Source organism: Pararhizobium sp. DWP1-1-3 (genome assembly GCF_049896125.1).
In the GTDB taxonomy this organism is placed as follows: Bacteria; Pseudomonadota; Alphaproteobacteria; order Rhizobiales; family Rhizobiaceae; genus Pararhizobium.
Genome location: NZ_JAFCTR010000010.1, coordinates 17,187 through 32,913 on the forward strand (window position 1 = coordinate 17,187; position 15,727 = coordinate 32,913).

At 57.7% G+C, this 15,727-nt stretch carries 13 protein-coding genes and 1 pseudogene; 4 read left to right on the top strand and 10 right to left on the bottom strand.

Annotated elements, in window-relative coordinates:
• The 8 genes from ACP7BS_RS19435 to ACP7BS_RS19470 all read right to left on the bottom strand — a co-directional run bounded on the left by ACP7BS_RS19435 (nucleotide 1) and on the right by ACP7BS_RS19470 (nucleotide 7,259).
• Nucleotides 1-813, bottom strand: coding sequence for an ABC transporter permease (locus tag ACP7BS_RS19435; protein WP_426239432.1), 813 nt, complete (start codon nucleotides 811-813; stop codon nucleotides 1-3).
• 128 nt (nucleotides 814-941) lie between these two features.
• Complete coding sequence (locus ACP7BS_RS19440; protein WP_426239433.1) at nucleotides 942-1,952, bottom strand: ABC transporter substrate-binding protein; 1,011 nt, start codon at nucleotides 1,950-1,952, stop codon at nucleotides 942-944.
• Nucleotides 1,953-2,085: 133 nt separating this feature from the next.
• Nucleotides 2,086-2,415 carry an NIPSNAP family protein gene (locus tag ACP7BS_RS19445; RefSeq protein ID WP_426239434.1) on the bottom strand — a complete coding sequence of 110 codons (330 nt, stop codon included), beginning with the start codon at nucleotides 2,413-2,415 and terminating at the stop codon, nucleotides 2,086-2,088.
• A 5-nt stretch (nucleotides 2,416-2,420) separates the two neighbouring features.
• Nucleotides 2,421-3,887: an aldehyde dehydrogenase gene (locus tag ACP7BS_RS19450; protein WP_426239435.1), complete on the bottom strand. Its 1,467-nt coding sequence runs from the start codon at nucleotides 3,885-3,887 to the stop codon at nucleotides 2,421-2,423.
• Between the two features lie 4 nt (nucleotides 3,888-3,891).
• Nucleotides 3,892-4,929, bottom strand: coding sequence for an LLM class flavin-dependent oxidoreductase (locus tag ACP7BS_RS19455; protein ID WP_426239436.1), 1,038 nt, complete (start codon nucleotides 4,927-4,929; stop codon nucleotides 3,892-3,894).
• A 5-nt stretch (nucleotides 4,930-4,934) separates the two neighbouring features.
• Nucleotides 4,935-5,861, bottom strand: a complete 927-nt coding sequence (locus tag ACP7BS_RS19460) for a flavin reductase family protein (RefSeq protein WP_426239437.1) — start codon at nucleotides 5,859-5,861, stop codon at nucleotides 4,935-4,937.
• Nucleotides 5,858-6,655, bottom strand: a complete 798-nt coding sequence (locus ACP7BS_RS19465; protein WP_426239558.1) for an alpha/beta fold hydrolase — start codon at nucleotides 6,653-6,655, stop codon at nucleotides 5,858-5,860. Before ACP7BS_RS19465 ends, ACP7BS_RS19460 begins: the two co-directional genes overlap by 4 nt.
• A 1-nt stretch (nucleotide 6,656) precedes the next feature.
• Nucleotides 6,657-7,259 carry an amino acid synthesis family protein gene (locus ACP7BS_RS19470; protein ID WP_426239438.1) on the bottom strand — a complete coding sequence of 201 codons (603 nt, stop codon included), beginning with the start codon at nucleotides 7,257-7,259 and terminating at the stop codon, nucleotides 6,657-6,659.
• Nucleotides 7,260-7,360: 101 nt separating this feature from the next.
• Here ACP7BS_RS19470 and ACP7BS_RS19475 point away from each other — a divergent pair, with 101 nt between their 5' ends.
• Together ACP7BS_RS19475 and ACP7BS_RS19480 are read left to right on the top strand one after the other, a co-directional pair.
• Nucleotides 7,361-8,092, top strand: a complete 732-nt coding sequence (locus ACP7BS_RS19475) for a GntR family transcriptional regulator (protein WP_426239439.1) — start codon at nucleotides 7,361-7,363, stop codon at nucleotides 8,090-8,092.
• A gap of 389 nt (nucleotides 8,093-8,481) precedes the next feature.
• Nucleotides 8,482-8,796 (top strand): helix-turn-helix domain-containing protein, encoded by a 315-nt coding sequence (locus ACP7BS_RS19480; RefSeq protein WP_426239559.1) that lies wholly within the window; start codon nucleotides 8,482-8,484, stop codon nucleotides 8,794-8,796.
• Between the two features lie 1,053 nt (nucleotides 8,797-9,849).
• On the opposite strand, the pseudogene ACP7BS_RS19485 reads toward ACP7BS_RS19480, so the two are convergent.
• Nucleotides 9,850-10,289: pseudogene (locus tag ACP7BS_RS19485) on the bottom strand (enolase C-terminal domain-like protein); the annotation flags it as partial.
• A gap of 247 nt (nucleotides 10,290-10,536) precedes the next feature.
• Nucleotides 10,537-12,705: a putative bifunctional diguanylate cyclase/phosphodiesterase gene (locus ACP7BS_RS19490; protein WP_426239440.1), complete on the bottom strand. Its 2,169-nt coding sequence runs from the start codon at nucleotides 12,703-12,705 to the stop codon at nucleotides 10,537-10,539.
• A gap of 1,919 nt (nucleotides 12,706-14,624) precedes the next feature.
• On the opposite strand from ACP7BS_RS19490, the gene ACP7BS_RS19495 reads away from it, so the two are divergent.
• A complete protein-coding gene (locus ACP7BS_RS19495; RefSeq protein ID WP_426239441.1) occupies nucleotides 14,625-14,822 on the top strand; it encodes a hypothetical protein in 198 nt (65 codons plus the stop codon).
• Nucleotides 14,823-15,090: 268 nt separating this feature from the next.
• Nucleotides 15,091-15,348: a hypothetical protein gene (locus ACP7BS_RS19500; protein WP_426239442.1), complete on the top strand. Its 258-nt coding sequence runs from the start codon at nucleotides 15,091-15,093 to the stop codon at nucleotides 15,346-15,348.
• Nucleotides 15,349-15,727 lie beyond the last annotated feature (379 nt).

The window sequence follows — 15,727 nt, forward strand, 5'->3', positions numbered from 1 at the left end:
TCAGCGACCCTCCATCCGGGCCGTGCCGAACAGCCGGAGCTGGACGGCGTAGAGCGTCAGCGTCACCACCAGGAGAACCAGCGCCGCCGCGCCGCCCATGCCCCAATTGACCAACGACTGCACGAACTGCGCGATCAGCTCGGCGAGCATCATGTTGGCCGTGCCGCCGAGAAGCGACGGCGTGACGAAATAGCCGAGCGACATCACGAAAACCATCAAGGCGCCGGACACCATGCCGGGCGTGGCGAGCGGAATGAGAATGCGGGTCAGGGCCTGCCAGCGCGTCGCGCCGCACAGGGCTGCGGCCTGGAGGATAGCGGGGTCGATCTTGCGGATGACGCCGTAGAGCGGCAGGATGATGAAAGGCAGCATGATATAGGTCATGCCGATCGTCACGCCTGTCAGGTTGTTGACCAGCGGCAACGGTTCGCTGATCAACCCCATTCCCATCAGGGCCTTGTTGATCACGCCGGTGCGCTGCAACAGCACCATCCACGCATAGGTCCGTGTCAACAGATTGGTCCACATCGACAGAAGCAGGATTGCAAATACGATCGACGACAGCCGGGACGGCATGATGGCCAGCGCCCAGGCGACGGGAAAACCGATCGCCAGCGTCACCGCCGTGACCAGCGCCGACACGACGAAGGTGTTGAGGAAGATCTTCAGATAGGTCGTGGAGCCGAGCAGTGCCGCGTAGTTGCCGAGCCCCGGTTCCGGCTCAAGCACGCTGCGCAGCAACAGCGACAGCACCGGTAGAATGAAAAAGACCACCAGCAACAACAGCGCCGGCAGGGTCACTGCAAAGTTCATGGGCCGCAGACCCCGTGGCTTTGCCGCCAATGGTGGATTGTCTTGCGCAGTCAGCAAGGCCATGCCGAAAACCCTTCCGCCGTTCCGTTGAGAAATGCGGGCACGACGGTGCCGTACCCGCGACGATGTTATTTTGCCTGCCAGGCGTACCAGCGCTCGCCGATCGCATCGCGGTTCTCGGCCCAGTAGCTCATATCGGCATTGACCTGTCCTGCCGTCTGCTGGTCCGGCAGGGTCTTGGCGACCACCGGATCCATCAGCTTGGGCGAATCCAGATTGACGGGCGCATAGCCGGTGCCTTTCGCCATGTCTGCTTGTGCTTCCGCAGAGGTCGCCAGCGCGATGAATTTCATCGCCGCATCCTTGTTCTTTGCGCCTTTGGGAACCACGAGGGCGTCGGCCGCCGTGATATTCTGGTCCCAGGAGGTTTCAACGGTCACACCGGTTGCCGCCAGCGCCGTCAGGCGGCCGTTCCAGAACGAGCCAAAGGGTGACTCGGCGGATGCCAAAAGCTGTTGGGACTGCGCGCCGCCAGTCCACCAGATGATATCGGCCTTGATCGTGTCGAGCTTCTTGAAGGCCCGGTCGAGGTCGAGCGGATAGAGCTTGTCGGGTGCCACGCCATCAGCCAGAAGTGCTGCCTCGACGACGCCTGGTGCCGACCACTTGTAGAAGGCTCGCTTGCCGGGGAATTTCACTGTATCGAACAAATCGGCCCAGCTTTTCGGGCAAGCCGAAACGGCGTCCTTGTTGCAGCCGATGACGAAGGAATAATAGAAGCTGCCGACCGAATAATCGGTGACGAAGCGCGGATCGAGTTTGCTTTTATCGATGACAGCAAAATCGAGTTTTTCCAACAGCCCGGCCTTGCCGGCCTGGACGGCATAGTCGCCCTCGACATCGACGACATCCCAAGTCACGCCGGCCGCCTCGACCATGGCTTTGATCTTGCCGTAGTCCGTGGGACCGTCCTGCAGAACGGTGACGCCTGATTTTTCCGTGAACTTATCTGCCCAGGCGGCCTTCTGCACGTCCTGTGTCGTGCCACCCCAACTGGTGAAGACCATGTCTTCGGCCCGCACCTGCGTGGATAGGCTGAGTGTTGCAGCGATCGCCGCGATAGTCAGTCTGTTTTTCATGTTCCCTTGCTCCGTTTGTTTGGATCGTTTTTCTTGGCTTCAGGACAGCCGCCAGCTGTCCGTCCGGGGTTCTCCTGGAAGGTGGCAAATCCCGAAATTCGTGTAGATCGAGCCCGTGGCTCTCCGCCGGAAGTCAGATCGGCCGTGTTCCTCCCACCGGTGAAAAGGCTGCAGGCTTTAGAATCTTGTTTTCAGCTACTTCGATCAGGTCGCGGATTTTCGGCAAGAATGCCTGCCAGGCCGGATCCGCCATCAGCGCAGCGCGGCGGGTTTCCCGGTCATCAAGGCTGGAGAAGCCCCAGATGTGAACGATCTCGTTGATCACACCGATTTCCGAGAAGAAATAGCCGACGAGGTCGCCCAGGTGACGCTTCTGGATGGCGATACCCTCGTCCTCCACTACCTTGAGATAGGCGGGGATGGCTCCATTCTTCAGCCGGTAGGTTCGCATCTCATAGACCATGGCCATCACCGCATCACAAAGGGGTCGGGGATCGGATCATCGGAGGTGCGCAACCATATGGTCTTGGTGCGGGTATAGCCGAGTGCTGCCGCCATTCCGCCTTCGCGTCCATCGCCGGAAAGACCAGAACCGCCGAACGGGGCGATCGGCGATACCGCGCGATAGGTGTTAACCCAGACGATGCCGGCACGGATCGACTTCATTAGCCGATGCGCCCGCGTCAGATTTTGCGTGAAAATGCCGGACGCCAATCCGTAGGGCGTACTGTTAGCAAGTTCGACAGCCTCGGCTTCCGTCTCGAAGGACATGACAGAGAGGACCGGACCAAAGAATTCCTGTTCCAGGGACGGCGAGCGCGTTCCGTCGCAATCGAGAATGGTCGGCAGGTAGAAATAGCCGTCACCTTCAGGGGCCGATCCGCCTGTAACGAGCTTGGCTCCGCTGTCCAGCGAAGCTGCGACCAGAGTTTCAATGTGGCGGCGCTGCCGCCCGGTGGCAAGCGGGCCGACCTCGGTCTCCATCGACAGCGGCGAGCCGATGCGGATGGCTTCCGCTTTCGTCTTCAAGATGTCGAGAAACCTGTCCTTGACAGTGCGCTCGACGATCAGCCGGGAAGCCGCAACGCAGCTTTGACCGGTTGCCGCGAAAATACCCGCGACCTGCGCGTTTGCAGCACTTTCCAGATCGGCATCAGCGAAAACCAGCAGCGGAGACTTGCCGCCCAATTCCAGGGATGTCGATGCAAGGTTCTCCGCCGAACTACGCACGATATGGCGCGCAGTCTCGGCGCCACCGGTAAAGGCGATATGGGCGACTTTCGGATGGGCTGTCAGCGTCGCGCCGCAGGTGGCGCCAAAACCGGTGATCACGTTGACGACACCGGGAGGGAATCCTGCTTCGTCCACGAGCCGGGCAAATTCCAGCAGCGGCGCCGGGCCATCTTCGGATGCCTTGACGACGATCGTGCATCCCGCCGCAAGGGCCGGACCGATCTTCACCGCAGCCAGAAACAGCTGGCTGTTCCAAGGGACGATGGCCGCCACAACCCCTACCGGTTCTCGCCGCAGCCAGACATCCATGTCGGCCTTGTCGATCGGCAGCGAGGAACCTTCGATCTTGTCGGCAAGCCCGGCATAATAGCGGTAATAGTCGGCGACATATGCGATCTGCGAGGAGGTTTCGCGTATGATCTTTCCAGTGTCGCGGGTTTCGAGTTCCGCCAGTCTCGGCACGCTCGCGGCAATCAGATCGGCAAGCCGATAGAGGAGCTTGCCGCGCTGTGTCGCCGTCATGCGCGCCCAGCGTCCGCCGCCATAGAGAGCCTGATGCGCTGCTTCGACGGCCTGATCGACATCGGCCTGCCTGCTTTCGGGCATCTCCGCCCAGGCAGCGCCCGTTGCCGGATCGATGCTTTCAAAGCGCGCCTCGCCATTGCCGAACCGTCCATCAATGTAGCATTGGAACTGCTGCATCATCCTACTCCGCAAATGCCGGCATGACATCGGCGATGAACCGTTCCAGCGATGCCTTCTTGCGCTCGAAGCTCATGCCCGTGTCGATCCAGAAGGAATATTCATCATAGCCCATGGCCTCATAGGCCTTCAGCCTTGCAATGACATCATCGGCATTGCCGACCACATTGTTGCGCCGCATGACGTCGCACGAAAGCATGGCATTTGCGGCGATGTCCTCGGCCGAAATACGCTCGATCAGGCCCTGATGGATCGGCTTCTCATTCTTGAACCAGGCAAAGAAATAATTGTAATAGACACTCATTTCCTGAGCGGCCTGCGCGATATCTGTCTCGTCAGAGCCAACATAGGTGTGCCGCAGCAGCATGATCTTCGGCCGTTCGACGGCAGCGTTCTTACCGCAAGCTTCGTTGAAGCGCGCCATCAGCGTCTCGACTTCATCATCTCCCTGCCAGAGTGGCGTCACCTGCACGTTGCAGCCGTTGGCAACCGCGAATTCGTGCGAATTCGGATCACGCGCCGCGACCCAGATCGGCGGGTGTTGCTGAACCGGCTTCGGCGCTGATGTGGTGGACGGAAACTGATAGAACTCGCCATCATGGGCATAGTCACCCTCCCACAGCTTCTTGACGGCAGGAATGAGTTCGCGCATCCGCTGACCGGCACCCCAGGCGTCGAGTCCCGGCAGCAGGCGCTCGTATTCGAAAGAGTAAGCGCCACGCGCGATGCCGATATCCAGCCGGCCATCGCAGATGAGATCGGTCATCGCCGCTTCGCCGGCGAGCTTGATCGGGTGCCAGAACGGCGCGATCACTGTGCCCGTGCCGAGCCTGACCTTGTTGGTGCGGCGCGCCAGATCGGCGATCGTGATGAAAGGGTTGGGCGCGATGGTGAAATCCATCCCGTGATGCTCGCCCGTCCAGATCGCATGCATGCCGCCCTTGTCAGCGATCTCGCAAAGCGCCACGAATTCCTCATAGAGGGTTTTGTGATCCTGCTCAGCGTCAAGCCGTTCCATATGAACGAAGAGAGAAAATTTCATCGCGCTCAGGCCTTCCTTGAAACCGGGTGAACTTTGCCGGCTATCTCATTGCCGAAATAAACACCGAAATTCCCGATCGAGTTTTCGAGATCAAACCGCCGGACGATGTCGGCTGTCGCGGCACTGTCGAATTTCTCCTGCAGCGCGGCGGCAGGCGCCAGGAACCGGCCGGCAGCGGGCTCCCCGGCGCTTGCGTTCGCACGATAGACAATGTGCTGACGGTTGTCGGTGCGGCTTTCGTAGACGGAATAAAGAAATCCGATCGAAATGCTCAATCCCGTCAGCCGCTCAAGATGGGCGCGCAATGTCTGGACGGGCTCACCGCTTTCCATCGCGCAGGCCGGAAGGCTAAGTGTGTCGCTGCCCAGGAAAAGAAGATCGCCGTCGCGTTCGATCACCGCGCTCAGCTGTGCTTCACCCTCCGCTGCTGCAGAGACGGCCTTACCGGCCAATGCGGGCGTGAAATAACTGCCGCGTGCGTAGCCAAGACCGTTTTTACCGCTGTTTTCGAAGGCCCCGACTCGGCCGGTCATGATGACGTGATCGCCCGCGTCCAGAACCTGCTCCGTGTAACAATCAAACCAGGCCGCGACATCGGCAAAAATCGGCGATCCCTCTGGTCCAGGCTTCCATTCAACGGCAGCAAAGCGATCTTCAACAGGACGTGCAAACGTGTTGGAAACTTCCTTCTGGGTTTCAGACAGGATGTTCACGGCGAATTTTCCCGCTTTCGTCATCGTCTCGAAATTCCGCGACGTCTTTGCCAGACAGACAAGCAGCAGCGGCGGATCGAGAGAAACGGATGTAAAAGAATTGGCGGTAAAGCCGACCGGAAGGCCGGATGCGTCGTGCGTGGTCACCACCGTCACGCCAGTTGGAAAAGCGCCGAACGCGTCACGCAGCGCGCGTGCATCGAAACTCGTCTCGCTCATCGTGTTTCCTCCGGTTTCGCCAGCCAGTTCGCGAGGATCGTGTTGACCTCATCGGGTGCGGTCAGATTGACCATATGCCTGTGGCCCGCAATCAGCACAGCGTAACCATTAGGCGCTGAATCCGCCATCGCATGCGCCATCTCCGGCGTGGAATTGGGGTCGTCTGCGCCAGTCAGAAACAGCGCCGGGCAACGCACCTTTTGCCAGCCATCCGCATAGGTGGCATCTCCACCGGCAAAGGCTGCATAGGCCGTGGCATAGGCGGCGCGATCAACCAAAGACAGCCAGCGGCGGGTTAACTGGTAGACCTCGCTCCCTTGAACGTCTGCGCCGAACCAGCGCAGCAATGGCCCATCGATATCAACCTCTCCATCGTGGATTTTGCCGGCTCTTTCCATGACTGCGGTGCGCGCCGCCGGATCCCGGCGAAAAACCGCGTTCAAAAGCGCGACACGAGAGATCCTGTTTCCAAATGTCACCGCAGCGCCGCCGGCAATAAGAGCGCCCATCGAATGTCCTGCGACATTGGCACGAACAAGCTTGAGGTCGTCGAGGAAAAGACCAAGCCAGTCAACGAACGCTTGGAGTCCTGACCCTTCCGGCAAGGCCCGGCTTTCGCCATGGCCCGGCATGTCAACAGCAATCACCCGGCGCGATCTGCTGAGCGTAGCCATCTGCGGCGCCCAGGCTTCAAGCCGCATGCCAACCCCATGGATCAGCACCAGGGGCTCGCCGGAGCCCTGCTCCAGGTAGGCCGTGCCGTTTTTCGTGTGGGATCGCCGGGCCGTGTCCATATCAGACAGCTGCCGGATTGGCGGCGTCGTTGCCAAGATCCTTCAGATCCTGGTAGCGATCGCCGATACGATGATGCGGACGGCCACCGACCGACGCGCCAAGGGCCACGAGAATTTCATTTGCTGCCGGCGCATCACCGACAGACGTCTGGATGGTGAGATAGTGAGAGCGGCGGCCTTCATCGTTCTTGTCCATCAGCGGGATCATTACCGGCGCATTGGCTGGGCCGCGCGTGTTGCAGAAGGCGAGATAGGATTTCGCGCCGACGGCGCTGCGGTAATGATTTCCGAAGCGCAATGTATGGATGAGCGCGGATGCATGTTCGAGTTCGCCATCAAGCCCGACGACTGCGGCCTTGCCGTAGGCTTCGACGTCTTCGCCGGAACCGACGGCGTCGATGATCATCCGCGTCAGGAGCTCGCCGAGCACCGGCGCCGCCGCGTGGATCTCCGGCTTCAGGTCATCCACAAACCCCTTGCCAGCCCACGGGTTCTTCACCACGGCAATGGCGGCATAGAGCTTAAGCGGCGTGGCGGCAGCCTTGCCGCCCTCGATCAGCACGGTTTCCACCTGTAGGAGCGTCTTGCGAATTTCGATGGTCAAAGCCGTTTTCCTTCATAGCGTCAATATGTCGTATGATGGTATACCATAAGACGACGTGTCAAGTCTTGTTTGGAATCATTTCAGCGGCTATGAAGGAAAGCATGAGCCAGAACCTGTTTGCCCAAGCCGCCGCCCCTGCCCCAAACCTCGAATCGTTGCGGATCGACACGCCGCCGGTCACCCTGCGGGAAATGGCACTTGAGAGGTTGCGCAACGCCATCATCGCCGGGCTTTTCAGCCCAGGCCAGCGCCTGGTCGAGCGCACGTTGTGCGATCAGCTCGGCGTATCGCGCTCGGTCATCCGGGAAGTGCTGCGCCATCTCGAAACCGAAGGTCTTATCGAAACGGCGCCGAAACAGGGACCCATTGTCGCTCTCATTGATTGGCATCAGGCCCGGCAGATCTATGATGTCCGCATTGCGCTGGAGACAACCGCCGTCGCCGACTGCGCCCGCAACGCCACGTCTGCCACCAAGGAAAAACTCAAAACGGTCCTCAAGGATCTCGACCGCAACTCCCGCAAGAACGATCCTTTGACGATCCTTGACGCGACCACGCAATTCTACGAGACAATTTTTCTATCGGGTGGCCACGAAATCGCATGGGATATCGTCAAGCGCTTGAACAGCCGGATTTCCCGTCTGCGTGTGATGACGCTTGGCACGACAAACCGCACCGTATCGGGTCCTGCGCGCATGCGAGAGATCTTCAATGCGATCGAACGAAACGATCCTGACGCCGCCGACGCCGCCTGTCGCGCCCATATTTCCGAAGCAGCAGAAATAGCACGAACGTTGTTGGAATCTGAAGTGAAGCATACCGAGGGACGATGACAGTCACGACGGGGTCCTGTTCTCGCAAAATATCGTCAAGCGTCTCAGACAGTGATCCGATTGTTATGATGGCGCTCCAATATAACGGTTGAGACCCCGGGGTAAGCGTGAACACCCCGAGATGGAGGCTCCATTGCAGGGCGCAAATGCGGGGACGAGACTAACATTTTTTATGCGGCGCGATCGAACGCTACTCCGAGCGCAGCCTAATGCCTCTAAAAAAGTGACCTATGAATCGCAGTATTTGGATCTTTTACCCGCCTTGCATCAAAAAAAGCTGGCCCGTTGTTTGCTAAGTTGGGATAATGTGGATTCAAGGAACGGTAGCCTTCAGAAGCACGATCTTGAGTGAAAACCTCGAGAGTGACAGCAGCGTCGAAGAACTGGCGATGGACGCAAGATACAGCCTCTATCATTTTGCACGAGCTTTTCATGTATCGACGACGGTCCCCCATGCGTACGTTGCGGAGCGACGGATTGACCTCGCCAAACGCCTGCTCGCTTACTCAGGCGTGCCTTTGTCAACGGTCGCTGCGACGTGCCGCTTTTCAAGTCAGGCCAATTTTTCAATAGCATTCCAAATTGCGACCGGATTTTCGCCAGACCGTACCGTCAGACGGCTGTTACCTAATGATTATATCGCTAAATCACGACAAGACTTAATCCCTAGACTTTGCGCCGCAAACTTGCGGTCCTCCACCTAGCTTTGGACGGACATACGGAACATTCCTCAGTTTCATTAGGTGCCGATCCGATGCCTCCGCGGAAGGCAAGCTTACCGTGTATGCAGTCAGTGATCTTGCATCACGGATGAGCTGCTGAAAGCAATATACGGCTCGAAATTCATCTCGCGCGCAGCGGATGGCGCCTTCAAGGAGGGCCAAAAATAGTTGTGTCTCTCAATGCGGCTGCGCAGACAATAACGAGATTTTGCGGTGGGTCCACCGCGGCGGGCGCTTAACAGGCAAACTGCGCGCCGAGGATCCATCAAGGATCAATAGGATCAGTTTCGGCATGCTACGAATCACACCCAGCGACCGCCGCTGCTACGAGCTTTGGCTGAGGAGTGGGGCGAGTGCAATTATGAAAAGAAGGACCGTGATGCCTCCGACCACGAGCCGTTTGATCACGAGCGTTCGCCGAGTGCGTTCTCCTTTCCAGTCATAGGACATAAGCTTGCCTTCCCTTTCGCAAGCTCGAAGTTTGCGGTGGGTTGTTCATTACGCCGGCGTTGCGGCGCTAACGAAAGGATCTTTCGAAGACCTATTGGCGCACGCTTGTGTGCACCCCCGCAACCAGACATCTATCTGGTAAGTAAACTGGCTGACTATAGTTAAGAAATCTCTAATGTTCACCAATGAACCATACTACCGGATGGAACTAGCAGAACACGCAGCCCTTCCACCACGGGAATGAGTTCGCACCGCTAGCACGCAGAGACGGTTTCCGTTGATGACACGGCCGGGGTGACGTTTGCAGACTGCGTATTCTCCTTGGATCACAATTGAATTGGTGCGGGTCGATTGTTTAGTGACTACAAAAGACCGCAAGGAGGCACTTAGTTTTGCGCGGTCGTTGGCTGCCCATGTCGAGGCATCGGCAGGAATATACTCGCCCTGATGGGAATGAACCGGCGACCCTAAAGGCAACTGTAGCGCAAAATCAGTGGCATTGAACTGATGAACGTGTCGTAGGGCGAAACCGCGATTGTGGAATCGCATTCCGAAAACGTCCTGGCGTTTTAATACGGCATGGTTTCACCAATTGGTGACCGACCCATCGCGCCGTCTTAAATGTGGAGCCTCCCAGAATTCGAAGCTCTGGCGGGCAATCGGTTCCTCATTGACCTCGATCCCCAGGCCGGGCGCATCCGAAACGGGATAATACGCACCTTCGAGCATCGGCTGAACTGGGAAGAACTCGGAATTATCGAAACCGAGATGCGTCTCCGCAGGCGTTGCACGGGTTTCGAGCCAGGAGAAGTTAGGCACTGCGGCGGAAAAGTGGGTCGTCGCTGCGGTGCAGATGGACCGAGCGGATTGTGCGGCATTATGTCGACATAGTGCGTCTCGCTCCAGCCTGCGACCTTCATGGTTTCTGTCAGGCCACCGACATTGCAGACATCCAGACAATTGTACTGATGGATGTCACGCTCGACATAGGGCTGGAATTGCCACTTTTACGCAAATTCCTCGCCGAAAACGGATAACGCATCAACTGTGTCACCGGATGAAGAGCTGGCTGCCCTCCGAGCCGACGTGTACAGGCTGAGCGAGAGCGTCGCCGAAATCGGATCGACGTCGGTCCGCGTATTACGTTCAAGAAGCGAAGATGTTCTCGAAGATGCTCGTGGCCGGATCAGGGCACAGCCAGTACAAGCAGTTGCTGGGCCATGCTGGCCGGTTTCAAAACCGCGTTCGATGATGCTGAGACCAGTCAGCGCATTAACCGTTCTCGCTCTTATGGCCTGCATGCAGAAGTGCCATGACCTCACCTCGCGCTATCGGGCGAGACATCAGGAACCCCTGGATGTTGTCACATCCCAGCGACTTCAAAGCATCTCTCTGCTCGTTGGTTTCGACCCCTTCGGCCGTTGTCTGTAGCCCTTGCGCCCGTGCCATGTTGATGATTGCTTCAACAACAGCGCCGTTTTGGCCCTCTCGAATACTTCCGATGAACGACTTGTCGATCTTGAGCCTATCCACGGTGACATTCTGCACCCGTGAGAATGAAGAATATCCGGTGCCGAAGTCGTCGATTGCGAACCTCACGCCCGCCGTTCGAAGCATAAGGATGTTACGCTCGGTTTCCTCTTCCGCACTGATAGCCAGGCTTTCCGTGATCTCGATTTCCAGTCGAGAGGGTTCGACCGCCCACTTGGCCAGCGTGGAAAGAACGCGAAGTGGGTAGCCGGGAGAAGCAAGTTCCGCGGCGGAGGCATTCACGGCGACACTTATGGAAGGCAACTCGGCTATCAGGCTACACGCGTCTTCGAGAACGAAGGAGCCAATCTTGTGGATGACGCCTATTTCTTCTGCGAGCGGAATGAACACATCGGGACCAACAGGTCCTAACTCTGGGTGTTGCCACCGCGCCAGTGCCTCGACTGAGCATGGTCCCGAGCTGTCGGCGAAGTAAACCGGCTGGTAAACAACCTCAATCTGCGTCCCCGCTGCCAACGCCGCGCGAAGGTCACGCTCCAGTTTTCGGCGGGTGCGGAGAAGTTCGTCCATATGATCGCCAAACACGGCATACGCATTCCGCCCTGCGGCCTTCGCATGATAAAGCGCAATGTCAGCCTGCCTTGTCAGTTCATCGGCATCGGCGTTCGTACCTGACGCAATCGCTACACCGACGCTCGCTCCAATCGAAACATATACCCCTCCGATCTCAAACGGCTCACGCAGGCATACCACGATCCTCTGTGCGATCGTAACGACTTCGTCGGCTTCGATCCTCTCGAGCAAGGCTGTGAACTCGTCGCCCCCGATCCGCCCAATTAGAGCGTCGGGGAGAATTTCCCTCATTCGTTCTGCAGCGAGAGAAAGCAGTCTGTCACCTGTTGGATGTCCATAGGTATCGTTGACCGCCTTGAACCGGTCTAGATCAATATAGAGCACGCTGCAGCAATGAGGCAGTACTTGTTGCAGACGTGCCACCAGCTCACTTTTGAAGTGTGCCCTGTTTGCCAAGCCCGTCAACGGGTCACGCAGCGCCAGATGTTTAAGCTCCTGGCGATTAGAATTGAGCTTGACCGAGCGTCTCCAGATTGCACGGCCAGCAAGGCTGGCGGCAATGAATATCCCAACGACGGAAAGGCCGACGACAGGAAGCGTCGCGTGCAACACGCTCGTTCCCGGCTCAAAAGGATGCCAATTAAAATACCCCATCACCTGACCGGATTTCGAGGTGAGAGCGATTTGCGAGTGGCGCTTGTCGGGGGGCATCGCAGTCGTGAACTGCATCTCCGCGAACTGGTATTCGTAACCTATTTCGGTTGGGAAGTCTCGATCCAGAAACCGTACCGCGACATGCAGGTTCTCCTCGCCCGCCTGCTGCTCGATCTCGCCCGTGTCAGACGTAATAGGTTTGATACTGACCACCGCGGGTCGTTCTCCAACATAGGTCAGATCACTCTCGCCGATTGAGAGGACCCTGTCCGACATGCCTTCCTGGTCTCCAGCGACAAGCCGTTCACGCAGCCGTTTGGCTAGCGGACTATAGGCCAGGTGGAGTTCCTCTGGTGATGCCGAACCGGTTGACTTTGCGATAAACCGGTAGATCGGCAGCCCATCTGCCGAAAGCACGACCGCGGCATCATGGCCGAAGTAGGTGTTCATCCATTGGCCAAGGTTTACGTCAAGCCAATCGTGATCACGCTCCTTCGCCTTTGTGACCGCGTCGTCCCACACGGTGGCGCTCTCTTGATCATGAGCGACCGAAGACTGAATTTTTGAAACGATCAGGGCGACGAGATCCTTCTGCCGCTCCGCGGCAACCTGGTCAGTTCTGGCGGCAGCCCAGTAAAGGGTGCCGAGAAGGATCGCTCCGACCAAGGCCGACACGCTTGCCGGAAGTACCCATTTCAAGAACCATTGTGACTGCTTAAACATGCGCCATCTGCCTTTTCACTGGGCGGAAACGTAGGCGATCCGGGTTAAGTCTGAGGGAATGGACACGGTTAACGTTTCTTTTCTCCTCGTTATTAAGTTAGCGTTCCAGCGCCACGGCGGGCAGTCGACGATTGGGCACCAGCACACACCCTCGACGAACGCACTGTGGAACCTCGTCACCTCCACGTGATTGAGCACATGCCGGATCCAGGCTCCCTTTTGAAGTCCGTTAGCCTTCGATGATGGACGGGATGACCGTCGTGCCAGCCCGTCTCCGACACCATTAACGACTTGCGATACCGACGCCATGTCGGTAGCCCAAGTCGTGTCGGGGCCAGTGCTTATTTGTATGGCGTGTTGCTACGTAAGCTATAACGGCGGTCGACAGGGATGATCTAGAGGAGATCGAAATCGAACTCCACGTGCGGGACAAAACCGGACAGAAAAATCAATGGCACGCCTCACCTTGCGCAACAGGTGGACCGACGCATAGATCGCGACCGACCCTCCCGCGTCCACGCTTGACTCCAATAATCAACTCGTGCGCCGAGTTGCGCCACATGCCCGACATCTGCGGACCTTTCAACGGTGATGCTCGACAGCCATCACGGTCGCCAATGGCGGTCGCGACATTTGTTTTGCCTGTGTCCGGCCCGCGACGTAGGCAAAAGCGAACTACCGCGCGCATCATCAAATAGCCCTGCTGGTAGAGGGTAATGAAATTCGGACGGCGACGCTTATATCTTCCGAACGAACATCATTGCGAGGGATAGATGTCAGCAGAAGTCAGACGACGCGCTGCGGAAAACGCACTTCAACGTGCGCACCAAGCAGGACATGTCATTGAGCAGGACCATAGGTTTCACGCTTGGATCGAAGAGTGGATTTGCGGGCACCTGACGATGCCGGAAGTTGCAATGCGTTACCGCGCCTTGGTCAGCGAACGATCGGCCGCTCGTCGTGCGGGGATATCTCCTCACGCGCCCGAGACACCGCGACAAACACAGAAGGCCACGGGGATTGAAGCTGAACAGCCCTTTGACCTGCAAACTGAGATTAGCCGCCTGATGGCTGAGGATCAGCGAGACCCGTTAGCTTAACCCGGTATCAGACCAATTTTCAAACGTGGCGATTGCCGGCAGACATAATCGGCACGTTGTATGTCGACGTGTGACGATGAGGCGCCTTGGGGAATGCAGTCGCCGCCGGCTTATGTGAAAAACTACCATCCCGGCGTCACTAGTCTCCGCAATTTAAGCTCTCCACATTGGCGCCGATGGCTAGGCCCTACCAGCAAAGGCGTCATTCGGTTCGCATTCTTTGCTGAACCGGATCCAGCTAGGAAAATCGAAGCCGGCTTGTGACGACAGCCTGGTTTGCCGGCAATGAAGACCGACCGCTGATGTTTTTTGCAGGCGTCCGGACGCCCTGGGAGGGCATGCGCAAAGTCAGGGATGGCGCGCAGGAATCCGAACTCTTCGGATTTATGAGACCTCGCCCAACCAAAGTCCTTGAATGCCTCACGCCTCGTGACCGACCTTAACTCACAATGAGCATATCGGAGAACCGAGCATAGCGGTGGCAAAGCCACGGTTCGGGAATTCGCGCATGCAACTTCGGTCCTGGGGCAGCCGCAGGAGATTTAGCATCGCGCCGCCGCACGGCGGAAATCGGGACCGACTGCACCCGGAGTTGCATTCCACATCCCGCCTAACGAGGACGCATGACATCAGTTGCCACCTGCTTTGACGGCCTGACCAGCGAGCGGGCAATATCAATGATGTCGACCCGCCACGCAGTCGGATCTTCCATACTCCAGGCACAACCGGTGGTCGCGATGCATTGAACGTCGTTGGATGTGAGCAGACCTTAACGGGCTTCTGCAACGAAGATCCTGACAATGTCCCATTCAGGTCTTGATGCCCCAACTGATCGACGACATGAACATGCGGCGTTTCTCACGAATGACGCAGCGCAACTATCAGCACGCCATGAAGCCGATCAGCTTCGGTGTTTTCTCTAAGAAAGGCAGGATGCGCGAAGCAACGACGCCTCGCCTGTCGATTGCGATGAACATCGAGAACCGTTCGCGTTCGGCGGCAAGACCGACGACGTGACAGTTCGCCTTGATATAGATCGCGCGGTAAATGCCGCTGCAAGTGATGGCGATGTAGTACGATTGGAACTACATCCATGATGCACTCCTTCCTGAGGCCATCTAATCTGGATTGCAGTAGGTATTGAGAAGAACTCTTATCGCTAGCGATGATACCGTTTCCAAGCTTAGCCCAAGCTTTAAACTATATTGGATCAATCATGCGCTGCCGGACCCTGCATCGCAATCGATCAAAAATGATTTCCTGTCCAAGACGGAAAGGGTTCACCATGCACTCCACTGTGACGTCCAGCCAGTTCCTTGCGCCTGAAGACCTAGCTCTCTTGCAGACCTTTCTGGAGGCATGGTGCGTGGAAAATTCGGTAGACATCAATGACAAGGCGGCTCAGGACGTGGCAGTCGGATTGATCCACTGGTATCAAGACGGCCATTCTGACAAAAGCGGGCTTAAGGCGCACATTACCGACGCCGGTTCACTACCGCCGGCATTGCAGCGGCTCGCAGAAACGCTTTCCTACTCGGAATGAGAGCCGCAGTTGAATGGCAGCCGCACCCACCCAATGGCGTCAGATGGTCACGCATTCGCCTCCGGGGCTATGCGCATAGTCATCCTGACGGCGGGGGCGGAGCGGCTGAGCAACGCGAAGACGCCGGGCGACCTCCCGATGGCCATGGCAGGACCGAGACTAACTAAAGTCCTAGTCTTCCAAGGCAATGGTCCAGGGAACACACATCAGCTCTCGCGATTGGAACTCCTAGCTCCAAGGCGCGTTTCGCCGATGAAAAAAATCATACCCCTAGGGGCGAACGGTTCTGGTCCGGAATTCCCGCTAAAGCCCCCTGAGAAACCGGTCCAGATTCCCGCCGTGGAGTTTGGGCGGTCTAGGTCTGTAAAAGCTGGAGCCA

Coding starts and splice junctions, on each gene's coding strand:
- ACP7BS_RS19435 (WP_426239432.1), bottom strand. CDS start 813: ATGAACTTTGCAGTGACCCTGCCGGCGCTGTTGTTGCTGGTGGTCTTT.
- ACP7BS_RS19440 (WP_426239433.1), bottom strand. CDS start 1,952: ATGAAAAACAGACTGACTATCGCGGCGATCGCTGCAACACTCAGCCTA.
- ACP7BS_RS19445 (WP_426239434.1), bottom strand. CDS start 2,415: ATGGTCTATGAGATGCGAACCTACCGGCTGAAGAATGGAGCCATCCCC.
- ACP7BS_RS19450 (WP_426239435.1), bottom strand. CDS start 3,887: ATGCAGCAGTTCCAATGCTACATTGATGGACGGTTCGGCAATGGCGAG.
- ACP7BS_RS19455 (WP_426239436.1), bottom strand. CDS start 4,929: ATGAAATTTTCTCTCTTCGTTCATATGGAACGGCTTGACGCTGAGCAG.
- ACP7BS_RS19460 (WP_426239437.1), bottom strand. CDS start 5,861: ATGAGCGAGACGAGTTTCGATGCACGCGCGCTGCGTGACGCGTTCGGC.
- ACP7BS_RS19465 (WP_426239558.1), bottom strand. CDS start 6,655: ATGGACACGGCCCGGCGATCCCACACGAAAAACGGCACGGCCTACCTG.
- ACP7BS_RS19475 (WP_426239439.1), top strand. CDS start 7,361: ATGAGCCAGAACCTGTTTGCCCAAGCCGCCGCCCCTGCCCCAAACCTC.
- ACP7BS_RS19480 (WP_426239559.1), top strand. CDS start 8,482: ATGGACGCAAGATACAGCCTCTATCATTTTGCACGAGCTTTTCATGTA.
- ACP7BS_RS19490 (WP_426239440.1), bottom strand. CDS start 12,705: ATGTTTAAGCAGTCACAATGGTTCTTGAAATGGGTACTTCCGGCAAGC.
- ACP7BS_RS19495 (WP_426239441.1), top strand. CDS start 14,625: ATGCCCCAACTGATCGACGACATGAACATGCGGCGTTTCTCACGAATG.
- ACP7BS_RS19500 (WP_426239442.1), top strand. CDS start 15,091: ATGCACTCCACTGTGACGTCCAGCCAGTTCCTTGCGCCTGAAGACCTA.